This is a genomic window from Profundibacter sp. (assembly GCF_965277155.1).
Taxonomy (GTDB): Bacteria; Pseudomonadota; Alphaproteobacteria; order Rhodobacterales; family Rhodobacteraceae; genus Profundibacter.
In genome coordinates this window covers 99,019-116,130 of sequence record NZ_CBDIBV010000002.1, presented here as the reverse complement: position 1 = coordinate 116,130, position 17,112 = coordinate 99,019, and the positions used below count along the sequence as shown (strand labels likewise).

Annotated in this window: 20 protein-coding genes and 2 pseudogenes; 9 read left to right on the top strand and 13 right to left on the bottom strand. The window is 57.4% G+C overall.

The window, feature by feature from the left end:
- Positions 1 to 38: 38 nt before the first annotated feature.
- The gene (locus tag ACQY4M_RS01440; protein WP_428539892.1) at positions 39 to 578 is read right to left on the bottom strand and encodes an insulinase family protein; all 540 of its coding nucleotides are present in this window, start codon (positions 576 to 578) and stop codon (positions 39 to 41) included.
- A gap of 68 nt (positions 579 to 646) precedes the next feature.
- A protein-coding gene (locus ACQY4M_RS01435) for an IS3 family transposase (protein WP_428539245.1) occupies positions 647 to 1,779 on the bottom strand; the annotation gives its coding sequence in 2 pieces (ribosomal slippage) (positions 647 to 1,527 and positions 1,527 to 1,779; 1,134 coding nt in all).
- A gap of 1 nt (position 1,780) precedes the next feature.
- Here ACQY4M_RS01435 and ACQY4M_RS01430 point away from each other — a divergent pair.
- From ACQY4M_RS01430 to ACQY4M_RS01410, 5 genes are all read left to right on the top strand, one after another.
- Positions 1,781 to 1,987, top strand: a complete 207-nt coding sequence (locus ACQY4M_RS01430) for a hypothetical protein (RefSeq protein ID WP_428539889.1) — start codon at positions 1,781 to 1,783, stop codon at positions 1,985 to 1,987.
- 278 nt (positions 1,988 to 2,265) lie between these two features.
- Positions 2,266 to 3,309 carry an IS5 family transposase gene (locus tag ACQY4M_RS01425; protein WP_428539227.1) on the top strand — a complete coding sequence of 348 codons (1,044 nt, stop codon included), beginning with the start codon at positions 2,266 to 2,268 and terminating at the stop codon, positions 3,307 to 3,309.
- A gap of 65 nt (positions 3,310 to 3,374) precedes the next feature.
- A complete protein-coding gene (locus ACQY4M_RS01420) occupies positions 3,375 to 3,578 on the top strand; it encodes a hypothetical protein (protein ID WP_428539886.1) in 204 nt (67 codons plus the stop codon).
- Positions 3,571 to 3,978: an EVE domain-containing protein gene (locus ACQY4M_RS01415; protein ID WP_428539883.1), complete on the top strand. Its 408-nt coding sequence runs from the start codon at positions 3,571 to 3,573 to the stop codon at positions 3,976 to 3,978. The genes ACQY4M_RS01420 and ACQY4M_RS01415 overlap by 8 nt, the downstream gene beginning before the upstream one ends.
- Positions 3,948 to 4,769: an FAD:protein FMN transferase gene (locus tag ACQY4M_RS01410; RefSeq protein ID WP_428539880.1), complete on the top strand. Its 822-nt coding sequence runs from the start codon at positions 3,948 to 3,950 to the stop codon at positions 4,767 to 4,769. The genes ACQY4M_RS01415 and ACQY4M_RS01410 overlap by 31 nt, the downstream gene beginning before the upstream one ends.
- Before the next feature lie 224 nt (positions 4,770 to 4,993).
- Here the strand turns inward: ACQY4M_RS01410 and ACQY4M_RS01405 are convergent.
- The 4 genes and pseudogenes from ACQY4M_RS01405 to ACQY4M_RS01390 form a co-directional block, all read right to left on the bottom strand.
- Positions 4,994 to 5,374 (bottom strand): annotated as a pseudogene (locus ACQY4M_RS01405) (transposase); the annotation flags it as partial.
- Between the two features lie 61 nt (positions 5,375 to 5,435).
- A protein-coding gene (locus ACQY4M_RS01400; protein WP_428539245.1) for an IS3 family transposase occupies positions 5,436 to 6,568 on the bottom strand; the annotation gives its coding sequence in 2 pieces (ribosomal slippage) (positions 5,436 to 6,316 and positions 6,316 to 6,568; 1,134 coding nt in all).
- Between the two features lie 66 nt (positions 6,569 to 6,634).
- Positions 6,635 to 7,483 (bottom strand): annotated as a pseudogene (locus ACQY4M_RS01395) (IS256 family transposase); the annotation flags it as partial.
- A gap of 108 nt (positions 7,484 to 7,591) precedes the next feature.
- A complete protein-coding gene (locus ACQY4M_RS01390; protein ID WP_428539877.1) occupies positions 7,592 to 8,341 on the bottom strand; it encodes a DUF1013 domain-containing protein in 750 nt (249 codons plus the stop codon).
- Between the two features lie 135 nt (positions 8,342 to 8,476).
- On the opposite strand from ACQY4M_RS01390, the gene ACQY4M_RS01385 reads away from it, so the two are divergent.
- The gene (locus tag ACQY4M_RS01385) at positions 8,477 to 9,118 is read left to right on the top strand and encodes a ribonuclease T2 family protein (RefSeq protein WP_428539874.1); all 642 of its coding nucleotides are present in this window, start codon (positions 8,477 to 8,479) and stop codon (positions 9,116 to 9,118) included.
- Positions 9,119 to 9,147: 29 nt separating this feature from the next.
- Here ACQY4M_RS01385 and ACQY4M_RS01380 read toward each other — a convergent pair whose 3' ends face one another.
- The 3 genes from ACQY4M_RS01380 to ACQY4M_RS01370 form a co-directional block, all read right to left on the bottom strand.
- The gene (locus ACQY4M_RS01380; protein WP_428539871.1) at positions 9,148 to 9,519 is read right to left on the bottom strand and encodes an STAS/SEC14 domain-containing protein; all 372 of its coding nucleotides are present in this window, start codon (positions 9,517 to 9,519) and stop codon (positions 9,148 to 9,150) included.
- Between the two features lie 95 nt (positions 9,520 to 9,614).
- Complete coding sequence (locus tag ACQY4M_RS01375; protein ID WP_428539907.1) at positions 9,615 to 10,598, bottom strand: NAD(P)H-quinone oxidoreductase; 984 nt, start codon at positions 10,596 to 10,598, stop codon at positions 9,615 to 9,617.
- A gap of 2 nt (positions 10,599 to 10,600) precedes the next feature.
- The gene (locus ACQY4M_RS01370) at positions 10,601 to 11,305 is read right to left on the bottom strand and encodes a COQ9 family protein (protein WP_428539868.1); all 705 of its coding nucleotides are present in this window, start codon (positions 11,303 to 11,305) and stop codon (positions 10,601 to 10,603) included.
- Positions 11,306 to 11,402: 97 nt separating this feature from the next.
- Between ACQY4M_RS01370 and rpsU the strand changes: the two genes are divergently transcribed.
- A complete protein-coding gene (gene rpsU, locus ACQY4M_RS01365; RefSeq protein WP_118943652.1) occupies positions 11,403 to 11,609 on the top strand; it encodes a 30S ribosomal protein S21 in 207 nt (68 codons plus the stop codon).
- Between the two features lie 157 nt (positions 11,610 to 11,766).
- Positions 11,767 to 12,471, top strand: coding sequence for a purine-nucleoside phosphorylase (gene deoD, locus ACQY4M_RS01360; RefSeq protein ID WP_428539864.1), 705 nt, complete (start codon positions 11,767 to 11,769; stop codon positions 12,469 to 12,471).
- Here deoD and ACQY4M_RS01355 read toward each other — a convergent pair whose 3' ends face one another.
- The 4 genes from ACQY4M_RS01355 to ACQY4M_RS01340 all read right to left on the bottom strand — a co-directional run bounded on the left by ACQY4M_RS01355 (position 12,472) and on the right by ACQY4M_RS01340 (position 15,686).
- Positions 12,472 to 13,452 (bottom strand): hypothetical protein, encoded by a 981-nt coding sequence (locus ACQY4M_RS01355; RefSeq protein ID WP_428539861.1) that lies wholly within the window; start codon positions 13,450 to 13,452, stop codon positions 12,472 to 12,474.
- Between the two features lie 78 nt (positions 13,453 to 13,530).
- The gene (locus ACQY4M_RS01350; RefSeq protein ID WP_428539904.1) at positions 13,531 to 13,917 is read right to left on the bottom strand and encodes a LysR substrate-binding domain-containing protein; all 387 of its coding nucleotides are present in this window, start codon (positions 13,915 to 13,917) and stop codon (positions 13,531 to 13,533) included.
- A 181-nt stretch (positions 13,918 to 14,098) separates the two neighbouring features.
- Entirely contained in the window at positions 14,099 to 15,142 is a 1,044-nt protein-coding gene (locus ACQY4M_RS01345) for an IS5 family transposase (RefSeq protein ID WP_428539227.1), read from the bottom strand.
- 52 nt (positions 15,143 to 15,194) lie between these two features.
- Positions 15,195 to 15,686, bottom strand: a complete 492-nt coding sequence (locus ACQY4M_RS01340) for a LysR family transcriptional regulator (protein WP_428539858.1) — start codon at positions 15,684 to 15,686, stop codon at positions 15,195 to 15,197.
- A gap of 103 nt (positions 15,687 to 15,789) precedes the next feature.
- On the opposite strand from ACQY4M_RS01340, the gene glyA reads away from it, so the two are divergent.
- Entirely contained in the window at positions 15,790 to 17,112 is a 1,323-nt protein-coding gene (gene glyA, locus ACQY4M_RS01335) for a serine hydroxymethyltransferase (RefSeq protein ID WP_428539855.1), read from the top strand.

The window sequence follows — 17,112 nt, the reverse complement described above, 5'->3', positions numbered from 1 at the left end:
GCGTCAACACCGCCATGATATGCCACCCAATCACCCCATCACCAACTTTCGGGCATTACTCCCGAAAAAGACACACTTGCCGGTTGCCCTGCCGTTTTCTGAATATTAGCCGCAAATGGGGCCTTGAGGTTGGACACTGGCCCCTCCGGACCGGTTTCACGAAAAGTGGTGTAAGCCTTCAGAACAGCCTCTTCCACCTGCGCCATTTTGCTGGTTTCCACTTGCCCGCGCAGGACCAGAAACCGGTTAGCCCGGGAAAACGCCCCCAATCCGGCACTAAAACCATAGGCCGCGCGCAGGTCAGTGCGCACAGCATTGAATAAGACGCTGCCTTCCCCCACGCCAAGGGCCTTTACCAAAATAATATCGTCGAATTCATGGCCTTCCGCCGTCGGCGGGAGCGGGCCAATAAACGTCAGTGAACTGGCTTCAGCATCCGGTTGGAGCAGCAATATCCGTCGTGGGGTGAAATCAGCCTGAATGGCAGGCGGATCAACCGGCCCGCCTTCGGGCAGCCCCCCCAGCAGCGCGTCGACAGCTTTGCCGGCCTCTGTGTCGCTCAAGGCACCGGCAATCACGATGGTTGAGAGGTGGTCCCACTTTTTTGACCAGTCAGCAGCCAGTTTAAGATGGATCAGGGTTTCATTTAGGCTGCCAAACTCATTGGTTTTGTTTTTCTGTCATAGGCTTCATCCGGGGTCAATATTCCGTGGGTGGAATGCGGGCGCTCGGTGTTGTAGTAAGCCAACCATTTCCCGATCCCGGCGCGGGTCTGCGAACCCGTTTCAAATGCGTTGAGGTAAATGCATTCGTATTTCAAGGATCGCCAAAGCCGCTCGATCATCCGGTTATCGACCCAGCGACCTTTGCCATCCATCGAGATTTTCACGTCGGCTTCTTTCAGCGCCTGCGTCCATTCAAACCCGGTGAACTGGCTGCCCTGGTCGCTGTTCATGATATCGGGCTTGCCGTATTTGGCCATAGCCTCTTTCAGGGCTTCAACGCAAAAATCTGCCTCCATGCTGTTTGACAATCTCCAGCTCAAAACCTTGCGGCTGTGCCAGTCCATGATCGCGACCAAATAGAGGAACCCGCGCTGCATCGGAATGTAGGTGATATCTACGCACCACACATGGTTTGGACGATCAATCGTCAGGTCTCGCAGCAGATACGGGTAGATCTTATGCTGCGGATGTTTCTTGCTCGTGTTGGGCGTCTGGTAGATCGGAACCAACCGCATCAGCCGCATCAAACGGCGGACCCTGTGGCGACCACACTTGTAACCTTGGCGCTGCATGTGCCGGGCCATTTGCCGTGATCCATACCACGGCGTCTGCAAGAATTGCTTGTCGATTATTGTCATGAACCGCAAATTTTCAGCACTTTCGCCTTTTGGCTGGTAATACAGGTTCGAGCGCGCCAGAGAAAGTAGCCCGCATTGTCGTCGCACACTCAGATCATGCTCACGGCTCACCATTTTTTGCCTCGCTTCCCGAGCAACTGTTGCGAGGCGTTGGCTAAAAAATCCCGTTCCACGACCAGCTGACCAATCTTGGAGTGCAGCTTCTCAATCTGGGCTTCATCAACCCGATCAGGATCACGGCCCCGTCTGGAAAATGCCGTGGCCATGTTTTCAATCGCTGCTCGTTTCCATGTGCCAATCTGGGTTGGATGCACACCATACTTCTTCGACAGCTCCGCCATCGTCATTTCCTCGCGGATTGCTTCAAGCGCAACGCGGGCTTTGAATTCGGGAGAATGGTTCTTTCGTTTCGTCATTTTGAATCGTCTTTCTCATAAGTCGATCCACCTTAACAACTGGTCCGAATTTCCGCGACCACCTCTGACCGTGCTGCCATGCGCCGAGACCGTGCCGATGCTGCTTTGGGCTCTGATGGCCTCGGGGCAGATCGTCATGCGAAAGGTCGATGGCTGGGAAACGCTCGCTCAGCCCGTCGCCGACGCAACCCTTGACCAAGCCGCCTGACCGGCGCATAACTCAACCCGCTCGGAGGTGCCTGAAATCAATTTCCACCACTTTCGAGACACAACCAAGCCTCTTTAAAAACAGTGTGTGCGACATAAACAGTTTACCATGCTTTGGTGGAATCCCCATTTACCGCAAAACACAACCTACAGTTCATAATACTCTTGACGAAGTTTCTGAAAACAAGAATAGGGAACCTCTAAAAATCCCCCAAAATCCGGCCTGACGGGGTAGAATCGTCATCAGGATGAAAATGATTCGACCGACGGGGTTTTGTCATGGGTCAGATGGGATTTTTTGATCTTTCCAGCCGATACGCGGGACTGGACAAATCTGGTGATCCGCTGGTGTTGCTCAACGACATGGTGCCGTTCGAGGATTACCGGGACGAGCTGAAGGCCATATGGCGCACGCCGCCCGAACAGCGCAAATCCAACGCTGGCCGCCCGCCTTGGGATGAGGTGCTGATATTCAAGACGATGGTTTTGCAGCAGCTCTACAACCTCTCTGACGATCAGATCGAGTATCAGATCCGCGACCGCCTGTCGTTCATGCGGTTTCTCGGCCTTGGCATTGAAGACAGCGTACCTGACGCCAAGACCATCTGGGCCTACCGTGAAAGGCTGGCCGGGGCCGGGAAGATGAAGGAGCTGTTTGACAAGTTCGATGCCTTTCTGCGCGAAAAGGGCTATCTGGCGATGGGCGGGCAGATTGTTGATGCGAGCATCGTTCCGGCGCCGCGCCAGCACAACAAAAGGGACGAGAACGAGAAAATCAAGGCGGGCGAAACGCCTGAAGAGTGGGAGGAAAAACCCCACAAGAAGCGCCAGAAGGACGTGGATGCGCGCTGGACGAAGAAGCACGGCAAGAGCTATTACGGCTACAAGAACCACATCAATGTCGACCGGCGGCACAAATTCATCCGCGCTTATGATGTCACCGATGCCGCCGTGCATGACAGCCAGGCGCTTGCCGGTCTGATTGATGCGAGCAACACCTCATCGGACCTGTGGGCCGACAGCGCCTATCGCTCGCAAAAGATCGAAAGCGAGCTGGAAGAGCGGGGGCTTCACAGCCATATCCATCACAAGGGCAGGCGCGGCAAGCCGCTTGGCGAGCGCCAGCAAAAGGCCAACCGGAGGCGCTCGAAAGTGCGGGTCCGGGTCGAGCATGTATTCGCTTTTCAGGAGCGCTCCATGGGCGGCAAGCTGATCCGCTCCATCGGCCTGAAGCGGGCGCGATTTCGCATCGGGATGATGAACCTGGTCTACAACATGAAGCGCTTCGTCCAGTTCGAATGCGGCCTGGCGGCGCCGGGATAAGGGTTCATGGGGTGAGGTGTGCCTGAAATACCCAAAACCGGCTTGAAACCGGTGAAAATGGGTTTATGATCCGAAGCAATCAGGCGGGACAGGCGAAAAACCGTCCACCCCGCCGCGAAGAAGGCGAAAACGGGAATTTACAGAGGTTCCCCCAAGTTAATAATACGCGGTATAAACCAAATGCCTATGCTGATTTATCCTGCCATTTTCTGACAAGAACCTGTGCTACCCCTGATAAACAAGCATTTCACAGGAGAACACATGTCTGAAAACTGGATTGCCGTGGCTTCGGCCGAACATGTCCGTGTTGGCCGCACGCAAGGTTTCATGCAAGTGAACCATGGCAAACTGCCACCCTTGAAACGCATCCACCCCGGCGATCGCGTGGTTTATTATTCTCCAAGCGAAGTGATGCGCAAACCCGACGGGTTGCAATCCTTCACGGCCATCGGGGTGGTCCTGGACAAAGAGCCATATCAGGCCTCGATGCATGGCGGTAAGTTTCATCCCTACCGGCGGGACGTGGATTGGTTCAAGGCACAAGAAACACCGATCCGCCCGTTGCTGGACTATCTGGAATTCACATGTGGCAAACAGAACTGGGGATTCCAGATGCGGTGGCGCAGGTGGATGCGCAGATGTCCACTTGGAAAGCGGACAGTGACCTGATGCGCCTGAACGCGGCACCGGTCGGGGAGTGGGTGGAAACCCCGCCCGAACTGATGCAGGTGCTGGTGCGCGGGCTGGAAATTGGTCAGGCCTCGGACGGGGCATTCGACATCGGGCTGGGTGATCTGGTCAATGCCTGGGGTTTTGGGGCCGATAATGCCGACGAAATCGCGATCCGCGCCAATCTGGGCCAACCGCGACGCCCTACACACGAGCTTCTGGAACTGGACGAACAGGGCATTCGCGCCCGCAAGTTGGCCCCGCTGGCGCTGGATCTGTCCGGCATCGCCAAAGGATACGGTGTGGACCGGATGATGCAGGCTTGCGATGATTTCAACATCCCTTCGGCCCTTGTGGCACTGGACGGGGAGCTGCGCGCCAAAGGTGTGCAACCCGACAGCACCCCTTGGAGTGTGGTAATCGAAAAACCCGCCTATGATGTCCGCCTGCCGCTATCGATGCTGGAATTGCAGGACGCGGCCGTGGCCACATCAGGCGATTACCGCCACTGGGTCGAAGTTAGCCAAACCCGGTTTTCCCACACGATGGACCGCCGCATGGGTGGCCCCGCACAGCCTGGCATTGCCGGTGTCACTGTGGTAGCGTCAGACGGGATGACGGCGGATGCGATGGCCACCGCCATTCTGGTTTTGGGGTTGTCCGATGGACGTGCATTTGCCCGAAAGCACGGGGTTGATTGCCTGATACTGGAGCGTGCAGGTAGCGAGTTGCGCCAGCACGGTGTCGGGCCGCTATTTGATCCTTTAATCCAGTGTTCGGCGGAATCGTAAAAGCGCCAACAGGCCGAAACCAAATGTGAACAGCAGCATTGCAGCCATGGGTGCGCTGACCGCTTCCAGACTGGCCCCCTTAAGCATCACCGCGCGTATTATTCGCAGGAAATGGGTCAAGGGAAACAGTTCGCCAATGTATTGCGCCCAGACGGGCAGGTTGTGTCTCGAAAGTGGTGGAAATTGATTTCAGGCACCTCCGAGCGGGTTGAGTTATGCGCCGGTCAGGCGGCTTGGTCAAGGGTTGCGTCGGCGACGGGCTGAGCGAGCGTTTCCCAGCCATCGACCTTTCGCATGACGATCTGCCCCGAGGCCATCAGAGCCCAAAGCAGCATCGGCACGGTCTCGGCGCATGGCAGCACGGTCTGGGTCTTGATGCGGCGGCGGAATTCCTCGTTCAGGCGTTCGATCGCATTTGTCGTTCTGGCCGATTTCCACTGGCCTTGTGGCAGACGCGTGAAGGTGAAAAGCTTATCTCCTGCTTCTTCCAAGCTGTCAGCGACGGCCTTGCATTTCAGCCGCCATTTTCGCAGAAATGCCTTGCGGCGGGTGGCGATTTCCTCGGGTGTTTTGGCGTAGATCATGTCGCGGTAATCTTCTGTCAACAGAGGTGGTCCCACTTTTTTGACCAGTCAGCAGCCAGTTTAAGATGGATCAGGGTTTCATTTAGGCTGCCAAACTCATTGGTTTTGTTTTTCTGTCATAGGCTTCATCCGGGGTCAATATTCCGTGGGTGGAATGCGGGCGCTCGGTGTTGTAGTAAGCCAACCATTTCCCGATCCCGGCGCGGGTCTGCGAACCCGTTTCAAATGCGTTGAGGTAAATGCATTCGTATTTCAAGGATCGCCAAAGCCGCTCGATCATCCGGTTATCGACCCAGCGACCTTTGCCATCCATCGAGATTTTCACGTCGGCTTCTTTCAGCGCCTGCGTCCATTCAAACCCGGTGAACTGGCTGCCCTGGTCGCTGTTCATGATATCGGGCTTGCCGTATTTGGCCATAGCCTCTTTCAGGGCTTCAACGCAAAAATCTGCCTCCATGCTGTTTGACAATCTCCAGCTCAAAACCTTGCGGCTGTGCCAGTCCATGATCGCGACCAAATAGAGGAACCCGCGCTGCATCGGAATGTAGGTGATATCTACGCACCACACATGGTTTGGACGATCAATCGTCAGGTCTCGCAGCAGATACGGGTAGATCTTATGCTGCGGATGTTTCTTGCTCGTGTTGGGCGTCTGGTAGATCGGAACCAACCGCATCAGCCGCATCAAACGGCGGACCCTGTGGCGACCACACTTGTAACCTTGGCGCTGCATGTGCCGGGCCATTTGCCGTGATCCATACCACGGCGTCTGCAAGAATTGCTTGTCGATTATTGTCATGAACCGCAAATTTTCAGCACTTTCGCCTTTTGGCTGGTAATACAGGTTCGAGCGCGCCAGAGAAAGTAGCCCGCATTGTCGTCGCACACTCAGATCATGCTCACGGCTCACCATTTTTTGCCTCGCTTCCCGAGCAACTGTTGCGAGGCGTTGGCTAAAAAATCCCGTTCCACGACCAGCTGACCAATCTTGGAGTGCAGCTTCTCAATCTGGGCTTCATCAACCCGATCAGGATCACGGCCCCGTCTGGAAAATGCCGTGGCCATGTTTTCAATCGCTGCTCGTTTCCATGTGCCAATCTGGGTTGGATGCACACCATACTTCTTCGACAGCTCCGCCATCGTCATTTCCTCGCGGATTGCTTCAAGCGCAACGCGGGCTTTGAATTCGGGAGAATGGTTCTTTCGTTTCGTCATTTTGAATCGTCTTTCTCATAAGTCGATCCACCTTAACAACTGGTCCGAATTTCCGCGACCACCTCTCAACTCATCATGCATACGCTTGGGTGCCTTGGCCAGAAGGTTGCGGTGCTTGTGCACCGTGCACCTCTGGATCGGCAGATCTTCACCCCAGAGGGCAATGAGAGCGACCTCAAGTCCCGGTGCCCCGTCCACGATGACAAATTCGGGCCGTTTCAACCCGCGCGCATCCAGATCGTTGATGAACTGACGCCAGGCGGAGGTGCTTTCGCCGCCCATGTTCATCAGTGATAACAAGACCTTCTGCCCATCCCGGCGCACGCCAATCGCGGCCAGAACCGAGATATTGGTGGCCTTCCTGTCAATCCGCGTTTTGATCACGGTGCCGTCCAGGATCAGCCGCACGATGTCTTCATCCGCAAGGCTGCGGGCGCACCACGCCTGCCAGTCCACCTTCACCTTGCGCCAGGCGCGGCTCACCACATCCTTGCTGACCGCCCCCTGAAACAGGCCGAACAGGGCGCGTTTTACCCGCCGTGTGTTGGTGCCCGAAAGGTAGACAGCAGCGATCAGCGCCTCGGCCTTCTTCGTCAGCCGCTGGTAGCGGGGCAATGCCTTCGAGCGCCATTCTCTGGCCTTGCCGGCCTCGCCTGTGATCCGCGCACGCGGCACGCGCACCGTTTCGGTTCCAAATGTTCCGACCAGTTGCCGCTCGCGATGCCCGTGGCGGTATCCGGCCTTTGCCCCGCCGCTGCGGCCATACCGGCAACGGCCCAGAAACTGCTCCAGCTCCTCTTCGAAAACCGCCTCGATCGTCGCGCGGATGTTCTGGCGCAGCCGGTCTTCAATCGGGTCATAGCCTGCTTCATTGGCCAGTAGCGCGGATGTCGATGTTGCTGTATTCTTTGTCATGGCGTGATCTCCTTGGCGGTTCCAGCCGCCGGTTGGGTGGCTTCGATGCACCCGGAGATTACGCCGTCCTCGAATTTCCACCAAACTCGCGACACTACCTCGTATGGCCTACTTTGGTTCTTTTTCGTCTTCGTCCTTGCCCGAATCTTCGGGCAGGTTAAAGAAACTGTCCGCATCAATCGGCGCTTCTTTAACCTTTGGCTCGTCTGCCAGTGTGAAGGTCTCAAGCCCCTCGATTGCGGCGGGCATCTTGGGTTCTTCCGGTGCGCCCAGCGATTGTTCGGTCGAAACCAGCTTGCGGCGCTCGTCATCCGACATCACGTTGCCCTCTTTGGCCAGCTTGTCGTTGGCCTTTTTAACGGCTGCATCCAGTTCGCTCTGCTTACACAGGCCCAGTGCAACGGGGTCGATCGGTTGAATGTTCGAAATATTCCAGTGGGTGCGCTCGCGCAATGCCTGAATGGTTGGCTTGGTGGTGCCGACCAGTTTGCTGATCTGGCTGTCTGCCAGTTCGGGGTGGAATTTCACCAGCCACAGGATGGACGCAGGCCGGTCCTGACGTTTGGACAGTGGTGTATAGCGCGGGCCACGGCGTTTTTGTTCACCTTCGGCTGCGGCGTAATACTTCAGCTTCAGCTTGTGCTTGGGGTCTTTTTCGGCGGCTTCGATTTCTTCGCGGGTCAACTGGTTGTTGGTAATCGGATCAAACCCCTTTACCCCCGCAGCCACATCACCATCGGCAATCCCCTGCACTTCCAACTCGTGCAAATCGCAGAAATCGGCAACCTGTTTAAAGGTCAACGTTGTGTTATCCACCAGCCATACGGCGGTTGCCTTTGCCATGATCGGTTTAGCCATCTTACACTCCTAAAGCATATCTTCGCACAAATCTTCCCTGTGCCCTGAATGGGCTGCTTCGGGTTCGAAGCGGGTTCGCATTGTCAGGGAACTTGAACGCTATATAGTGCGCCAAAGTGAAAGAGGAAAGAGTAAATGCGTCAAATCCTGTTTATCCTGCTGGCCTTTGCCCTGACCGCCCCTGCCGCACAGGCAGAAGGCGAACGCGCGGGTGACTTTGACTATTACGTTTTGTCGCTGTCCTGGTCGCCCACATGGTGTGCAATCGAGGGGGATGCACGCCACGCACGGCAATGCGATACCCGTTATGATTACGGCTGGATCCTGCACGGGCTGTGGCCACAAAACGAACGCGGCTATCCCAGTTTCTGCAACACATCCGCCCGCCCGCCATCCCGAGGTGAAACCAATGCGATGGCCGATGTTATGGCCTCGGGCGGGTTGGCGTGGCATCAGTGGAAGAAACACGGGCGCTGTTCCGGCCTGACCTCGCAGGAATACTTTGCAGCGGCGCGCAACGCTTATAACGCCGTGGTGCGCCCGCCGGTATTACGCAAACTGGACCATACCGTGAAACTGCCTGCCTCGGTAATCGAAGAGGCCTTCCTGAAATCCAACCCCGGTATGACGGCAGATATGGTTACCATCACCTGCAAACAGGGCAGGATTCAAGAGGCGCGAATTTGCCTAACCATGAATTTTGAACCGCGTGAATGCGGGGCGGATGTGGTGCGCGATTGCGCTATGACGGATGCGTTGTTTGATCCGATCCGCTAGGCAACCGCCTGCGTATCATCCTCAGTGACCTACGCTTTGGCCTGATCCCAATCCGCCATGCCAAACACCCGCACGCGACCGCGCATCAACGGGGCAAACAGTTTGACCCCCATTTCAACCCAGCCAACATCGGTCACCACTGCAACCCGTTCAAAGTCGCTCCAGTGCGACAGCCCCAGCTTGGTATCTTCCCAAGCGGCCCCCGCAGTGAACCCCTCGAATTCTGGTCCCAGCACATAGAACAGCTTGACCTTGCCATCATCGGCAACCGAGGCATCAACCATCGGGTGCAATTCCTTGGCATAGGCATCGTGGTCGATCCGACCCTTGGCCGAAACCGCCACTACATCGTCCGGAAACCCATCCAGAACTTCGAAATGGCCTGATTTAGTATCGTGCATCGTATTGTCCTTTCCAGATCATTCGTGATGCGCGCTTCCATACTATAGATGGGGATTATCGGCGCATTTTCAATTGATCTGGCCCAAAGGTCCGGCTATCGCACCCGCAACACGATCTTGCCGATATGCCCGCCATCCTCGATCCGCTCGTGGGCCTTGGCGGCCTCTTCCAGCGCGAATTCGCTGTCCATCACCGGCGCGATGGTTCCGGCCTCAAGCAATGGCCAGATCTTTTCGCGTAACTGGTCCGCAATCCGCGCCTTGGCCAGATCGCTTTGCGGGCGCAGGGTGCTACCCGTCACCACCAGCCGCCGCATCATGATCTGGGCAAAGTTCAGTTCAACCTTCGGCCCTTGCAGGAACGCAATTTGCACCAATCGCCCCTCGTCTGCCAGCGCCTTAATGTTGCGCGGGATATAATCGCCACCGACCATATCAAGGATCAGGTTCGCCCCGCCCTGCCCGCGCATCACCTCGACAAAATCCGCCTCGCGGTAATTCATGGTCACTTCGGCGCCCAGTTCACGGCAAACCTTGCACTTCTGCTCTGACCCTGCAGTGGTGAACACCCGCGCTCCAAATGCACTGGCCAGTTGGATCGCCGTTGTGCCGATCCCGCTGGAGCCACCATGCACCAAAAACCGCTCGCCAGCCTGCAAGCCCCCGCGCATGAACACGTTGGACCAGACGGTGAAAAAGGTTTCCGGCAGGCAGGCCGCCTGTTTCATATCCATACCCGCGGGCACCGGCAGGGCGTGTTTCGCGGGACAGGTCACATAGTCCGCATAGCCCCCGCCGGGCAGCAGCGCACAAACCGAATCGCCCACCGCCCATTCGGTCACACCATCGCCCAGCGCCACCACAACACCGGCACCTTCCAGCCCCGGCAGGTCGCTGGCGGTCGGGGGTGGTGCATAACTGCCCGCCCGCTGTAACGCGTCAGGGCGGTTCACACCGGCATAGTCCAGCCGGATCAGAATTTCGCCATAGGCGGGTTGTGGCACGGGGCGTTCGCACAGGCGCAGAACCTCGGGGCCGCCGGGCGCAGAAATCTCGACGGCGCGCATCACTTCGGGCAGGCTCATTTCGCACCCTCTTTGTCAGCGTCCCAACGTCCGGGCACATCCTGCATCGACTGGCTGCGCGGGGCTTTGACATGGCCCATCGCCCACAACGGACCGGCAAACAGACCCTTCAGCAGCGGGTTGTCCCGCACCTTGGCCTTCAGTTTTTCGATCTTCATCACATCGTCAATCCGGCGGTCCAGAAATTCCCATGTTTCGGCGTTCCCTTCGGATTCATCTCCCAGCCAAAACAGCACGGTCGAGCCGTAAACACCTGATAACGTAGCCCTTTTCGTATACCAGTTGATATCATCTGACGTATCCCCCAGCGTGTTCCAGATCAGATCGCAGGTTTCCCAGATCAGCCGCGCGCCCTCGGCCGCATATTTCGGCAGGGCAAACAAAGCGGAAGCCTTGCGCACCACCTCGCGGTCCTCGACCACCTCGATCCGCATCCGCACCAGCGCCGCAATCCTGTCGCTATAGCGCATTTCGGACAGGTCGGTTTGGGCATAGCGTTCCAGCATCAACGCATCACCGCGCTTGTGATAGGCCACAGCCAGATCCACCGCCCCGCGTGGGCACACCGCATGTGCCACCACCGGATCAATTCCCGCATCCTGAACCGCCGCCTTGAAACTGGCATCGGACCAGCCGTTAAACGCCACATGGGGCTGGATCGCATCCAGCAGCGCGTCTTTGGGGGTGGTATTCTGGGGCATATCCGAATCTCCTAACTGGACAGAGTGTATATTGCTTGCTATAGGGCCAGTTCCTGCAACTTTTGCAACTTTAACCTAGAAAGGTGGTGACAACCACATGCAGGTCAGTGTTCGTGATAACAATGTCGATCAGGCGCTTCGTGCCCTGAAGAAGAAGCTGCAACGCGAAGGTGTCTTTCGTGAAATGAAGCTTCGTCAGGCTTACGAAAAACCGTCCGAGAAGAAAGCACGCCAGAAAGCGGAAGCAATCCGTCGTGCGCGCAAGCTCGCTCGTAAAAAAGCACAACGCGAAGGTATGCTGTAAGGCAGACCCTTTTCGGAAGTGACATACGAATATGGCGGCCAATGGCCGTCGCAATTTGACCCCCGTGGCCCAGCCCCGGGGGTTTGTTGTTTTTGGCTTTCCCCACCAGACGCCCCGCGATAGGCTGGCAGAAACAAGTAAAAAGAAAGGTTCCCCCATGACGATCCACATCGGTGCCAAACCAGAAGACATTGCCGAAACCGTTCTGATGCCAGGCGATCCCTATCGTGCGAAATGGGCGGCTGAAACCTTCCTGAAGGACGCCAAATGCGTCAATCAGGTGCGCGGCATGCTGGGCTTTACCGGCACATGGAACGGCAACCGCGTGACCATTCAGGGATCGGGCATGGGCATGCCGTCGCTGTCGATCTATGCCAACGAACTGATGAAAGACTTTAATGCGCAAACGCTGATCCGCATCGGGTCTTGCGGGGCCATGCAGGAAGACGTCAAAGTGCGCGATGTGATCATCGCCATGACGGCTTCGTCCCTGTCCACCCCGTCACGCGGGATATTCAAGGAAATCAATTTTGCCCCTTGCGCCGATTATTCCCTGCTGGAAGCCGCCGTTGCCGCATCGCGTAAACGCGATGTGGGCACCCATGTGGGCGGCATCTATTCCTCGGACGTGTTCTATGACGAACGCCCCGACCTGACCGAACAGATGATGCGCCACGGCATCCTTGGGGTGGAAATGGAAGCCGCTGAACTTTACAATCTCGCCGCCCGCCACAAGCGCCGCGCGCTGGCGGTGCTAACGGTTTCCGATCACCTGATCACCCACGAGGCCCTACCCTCGGATCAGCGGGAAAAAACCTTTGGCGATATGGTGGAAATCGCGCTGGAAGCCGCGTTTTCGTAGCTATCTGCGCCGAAGCACATAAACCCCGCCGCTGCCCTCGCTGGTCAAATTCGAGATTGGCACGAATTCAAGAAACCCGACCTGCGTCCTGTCCTGATAGGGCGCAGGCACCACATACCAGTGCAGTTGCGTGTCCAGTTTCTGCCGCACGGCCTTTAGGGCGATCTCGCGGAAAAACAGATCCTCTTTGCCAATGCTCAGCCGGTAATCGGCCATGCCGGTAAAAACCACAGGAACCCCGTGATACCTGTCTTCCACCCGATCTTTGCTAAAGTGCAGCAACTTTAGCTTTCCCCGTGCCGGATAGCGCATCTTGCGTTCGGGCAACAGCGCCATCAAACGCGGATTATCACCGGCCAGATCAATATTTCCGGCGGAATAGGTTTTGGTCTGAACATCCCTCAGCAACACAGTGCGATTGAACTTGGCAGGGTATTCCTTAACCGTAATCCCCAAATCATAATCCGAATCCAGCGTGATTGCCCTGTCCGACAGGTAAAACAATACCCAGCCGCCCTTGATCCACATATAGGCGCGGTATTTGTCGATACCTTCTTCATAATTCGGCTCGTCATAAACAACGATGTCCGCATCCGCATAGGCCTGCCCATAGATTTCGTTAAACGAGTCAACCGTCAGGGTGCGTGTTTTGCTATCATTCACCACCTGTTCGAACCGCTCCAGCTTTGGCCGCTGTCTTGACAGGTTGTACAGGCCTTTGGGGGTCGCGATATAATAGGTAAACGGCAGCAGATGCGTGGTTTCACTGTTCGTCAGCGAAAACAGCTTGTTGCCCAGCGCATCGATCTTGCTAACCTTTAGACTGTTCAGCACAAAGAAATTTCCGGCAGGACTGTAGGTGATATTGGCTGGTGACCAGTAATCATTCACCCGTACCAGCGTGTAATGCTCGGACGTCGGGTTATCTTTTAGTAACGGATAATCGCTTGCCGCGGACGCTGGCAATCCTATCCATAGCACGGTAATTGCGCCGGCAATCATTGACCTAAACATATGGCATCCTAACATATCCTCGCTGCCCGCACAGTAGGAAATTCCTTACCCTTTCAACAGCATCCGGCATATCCGCACCACCGCCCCTTCCCCCTGCAACGGCTGGGGCAACAACAAGGATAGTGACCGATCCAAAGTCACCCGTTTGCCAAATGGCTCCACCAGACTGCCCGCCTGCAAATGCGTCGCGACCAGCGCCTTGTGCCCGATCAGAACTCCTGCACCCTGCACGGCCTCGGCAACGGCCAGCGAGTATAGCGAATAGGTCGCCCCCTGCCCCGCAGCCCCCGATTGGCCCAGCCAGATGTCCCAATCCTGCGCCCAGGTACTATCGCCAATCAGCGGCACATTGACCAGATCACCGGGCGCACACAAACCCGCCGCCAGGTCCGGCGCGCAAACGGGGAATATTTCGTCCACCTCGATCGGCATCACCAAGGGGCCTGCCGTCGCATCACTATAGGGAACCTCTGTAAATTCCCGTTTTCGCCTTCTTCGCGGCGGGGTGGACGGTTTTTCGCCTGTCCCGCCTGATTGCTTCGGATCATAAACCCATTTTCACCGGTTTCAAGCCGGTTTTGGGTATTTCAGGCACACCTCACCCCATGAACCCTTATCCCGGCGCCGCCAGGCCGCATTCGAACTGGACGAAGCGCTTCATGTTGTAGACCAGGTTCATCATCCCGATGCGAAATCGCGCCCGCTTCAGGCCGATGGAGCGGATCAGCTTGCCGCCCATGGAGCGCTCCTGAAAAGCGAATACATGCTCGACCCGGACCCGCACTTTCGAGCGCCTCCGGTTGGCCTTTTGCTGGCGCTCGCCAAGCGGCTTGCCGCGCCTGCCCTTGTGATGGATATGGCTGTGAAGCCCCCGCTCTTCCAGCTCGCTTTCGATCTTTTGCGAGCGATAGGCGCTGTCGGCCCACAGGTCCGATGAGGTGTTGCTCGCATCAATCAGACCGGCAAGCGCCTGGCTGTCATGCACGGCGGCATCGGTGACATCATAAGCGCGGATGAATTTGTGCCGCCGGTCGACATTGATGTGGTTCTTGTAGCCGTAATAGCTCTTGCCGTGCTTCTTCGTCCAGCGCGCATCCACGTCCTTCTGGCGCTTCTTGTGGGGTTTTTCCTCCCACTCTTCAGGCGTTTCGCCCGCCTTGATTTTCTCGTTCTCGTCCCTTTTGTTGTGCTGGCGCGGCGCCGGAACGATGCTCGCATCAACAATCTGCCCGCCCATCGCCAGATAGCCCTTTTCGCGCAGAAAGGCATCGAACTTGTCAAACAGCTCCTTCATCTTCCCGGCCCCGGCCAGCCTTTCACGGTAGGCCCAGATGGTCTTGGCGTCAGGTACGCTGTCTTCAATGCCAAGGCCGAGAAACCGCATGAACGACAGGCGGTCGCGGATCTGATACTCGATCTGATCGTCAGAGAGGTTGTAGAGCTGCTGCAAAACCATCGTCTTGAATATCAGCACCTCATCCCAAGGCGGGCGGCCAGCGTTGGATTTGCGCTGTTCGGGCGGCGTGCGCCATATGGCCTTCAGCTCGTCCCGGTAATCCTCGAACGGCACCATGTCGTTGAGCAACACCAGCGGATCACCAGATTTGTCCAGTCCCGCGTATCGGCTGGAAAGATCAAAAAATCCCATCTGACCCATGACAAAACCCCGTCGGTCGAATCATTTTCATCCTGATGACGATTCTACCCCGTCAGGCCGGATTTTGGGGGATTTTTAGAGGTTCCCTATAGAAAATCCCCACATCAAAAGTATCGCGCAGCAGATTCGGCGGGGTCTCCAACGCGGTTATCGAAACTGTTACTTCCGGCATGGCCTGCCGGATCATCGGCAGACGCGGCGACAGCCACAATTGCGCGATACTGGGCAGGGTGGCGATATGCACCACCTTGCCGCCCGCCGCTGTGCGCAACCCTTGAACCGCGCGACCCAGATCATCAAACGCCGCCGTGAAATCCGCCGCCACCCGCGCACCCAGCGGGGATAACCGCACCCCTTGCGCTTGGCGTTCGAACAACTCGGCACCGATCCAACCTTCCAGCCCCTTGATCTGCTGCGTCACTGCCCCCGCCGTCACGCCCAATTCCTCGGCCGCCCTTGCGAAACCGCCCAGCCGCGCCGCCGCCTCGAATGCACGCAGCGCCGTTAGGGGCGGACCTTTGGGGCGGGGTGGGGAAACGGACATGAGAGTAGCCTTAATTTTTCTACCCCTAGGATACACGAAAACTCATTTGCGCCAAGGCCGCAATGCCCGTTAGCTAAACCCAGCCAAGACAAGGAGCCACACCATGCCCCATCTGACCCCGCGCCCATGGGTGCCTGCCGGCGTTGAAGCCTACATTCAGGACATCGCCAGCCGCACTGCACGCACCGATACCCGGACCACTGCGGCAGAGCTGGAGGCCCTGATCGCCGAAAACCGCCAGATACACGAACACGACTGCTTCAACCTGAACCCCGCCACCAATGTCATGAACCCGCGTGCCGAGGCTGCCCTTGCCTCGGGCCTTGGTACCCGCCCCTCGCTTGGCTACCCGGGTGACAAATACGAAACGGGACTGGAGGCAATGGAGCAGATCGAGGTGATCGCCGCCGAACTGTCCGCCGAAATCTTCAATGCCGACTATGCCGAAATCCGCGTGCCATCCGGCGCCATCGCCAACCTTTATGCCTTTATGGCACTGACCAAAGCGGGGGATCACATCATCACCCCGCCTGCCAGCATCGGCGGCCATGTCACCCACCACGCCGATGGCTGCGCGGGGCTATACGGGCTGACCAGCCACATGGCACCGGTCAATGCTGATGGCTACACCATTGATCTGGAGGGCTTGCGCGCCTTGGCGTTGCGGGTGAAACCCCGCCTGATCACCATCGGCGGATCACTCAACCTGTTCCCGCATCCCGTGTCCGAAATCCGCGCCATCGCCGATGATGTCGGCGCCTATGTCCTGTTTGACGCCGCCCACCAATGCGGCATCATCGCCGGTGGCACATGGGACAACCCGCTGTCGCAAGGCGCACATCTGATGACGATGAGCACCTACAAAAGCCTAGGTGGCCCGCCCTCGGGCCTGATCGTCAGCAATGATGCAGATATTGCACAGCGTCTGGACAAGATCGCCTTCCCGGGCATGACCGCCAATTTCGACGCCGCCAAATCGGCCGCCATGGCCCTGACCATGCTGGACTGGCGCGAGTTCGGGGCGGATTACGCCGCCAAAATGATCTCGACCGCCCGCGCCCTGGCCAATGCGCTTGCAAACGAAGGCCTGCCCGTTTTCGCCGCCGATCATGGCTTCACCCGATCGCACCAGTTCGCTATCCTTGCGGCGGATTTCGGTGGCGGCCAAGCAGCCGCAAAAACCCTGCACCGCGCCGGTTTTCTGGCCTGCGGCATCGGCCTGCCTGCTGATCCGGTTGAGGGCGACATGAACGGGTTGCGCATCGGCACGCCGGAACTGGTCCGCTGGGGCTTCACCGAATCCGACGCCCCCCGCATGGCAAGCCTGATCGCGAAAGCGCTACGCCGTAACGATCCCGAAGCGCTTGCAGATGAAGTTGCCGAATGGCGGGGCAGCTTTGACAAACTCCACTACGTCCGCCAATAG

Coding starts and splice junctions, on each gene's coding strand:
- ACQY4M_RS01425 (WP_428539227.1), top strand. CDS start 2,266: ATGGGTCAGATGGGATTTTTTGATCTTTCCAGCCGATACGCGGGACTG.
- ACQY4M_RS01420 (WP_428539886.1), top strand. CDS start 3,375: ATGATCCGAAGCAATCAGGCGGGACAGGCGAAAAACCGTCCACCCCGC.
- ACQY4M_RS01415 (WP_428539883.1), top strand. CDS start 3,571: ATGTCTGAAAACTGGATTGCCGTGGCTTCGGCCGAACATGTCCGTGTT.
- ACQY4M_RS01410 (WP_428539880.1), top strand. CDS start 3,948: ATGTCCACTTGGAAAGCGGACAGTGACCTGATGCGCCTGAACGCGGCA.
- ACQY4M_RS01390 (WP_428539877.1), bottom strand. CDS start 8,341: ATGGCTAAACCGATCATGGCAAAGGCAACCGCCGTATGGCTGGTGGAT.
- ACQY4M_RS01385 (WP_428539874.1), top strand. CDS start 8,477: ATGCGTCAAATCCTGTTTATCCTGCTGGCCTTTGCCCTGACCGCCCCT.
- ACQY4M_RS01380 (WP_428539871.1), bottom strand. CDS start 9,519: ATGCACGATACTAAATCAGGCCATTTCGAAGTTCTGGATGGGTTTCCG.
- ACQY4M_RS01370 (WP_428539868.1), bottom strand. CDS start 11,305: ATGCCCCAGAATACCACCCCCAAAGACGCGCTGCTGGATGCGATCCAG.
- rpsU (WP_118943652.1), top strand. CDS start 11,403: ATGCAGGTCAGTGTTCGTGATAACAATGTCGATCAGGCGCTTCGTGCC.
- deoD (WP_428539864.1), top strand. CDS start 11,767: ATGACGATCCACATCGGTGCCAAACCAGAAGACATTGCCGAAACCGTT.
- ACQY4M_RS01350 (WP_428539904.1), bottom strand. CDS start 13,917: ATGCCGATCGAGGTGGACGAAATATTCCCCGTTTGCGCGCCGGACCTG.
- ACQY4M_RS01345 (WP_428539227.1), bottom strand. CDS start 15,142: ATGGGTCAGATGGGATTTTTTGATCTTTCCAGCCGATACGCGGGACTG.
- ACQY4M_RS01340 (WP_428539858.1), bottom strand. CDS start 15,686: ATGTCCGTTTCCCCACCCCGCCCCAAAGGTCCGCCCCTAACGGCGCTG.
- glyA (WP_428539855.1), top strand. CDS start 15,790: ATGCCCCATCTGACCCCGCGCCCATGGGTGCCTGCCGGCGTTGAAGCC.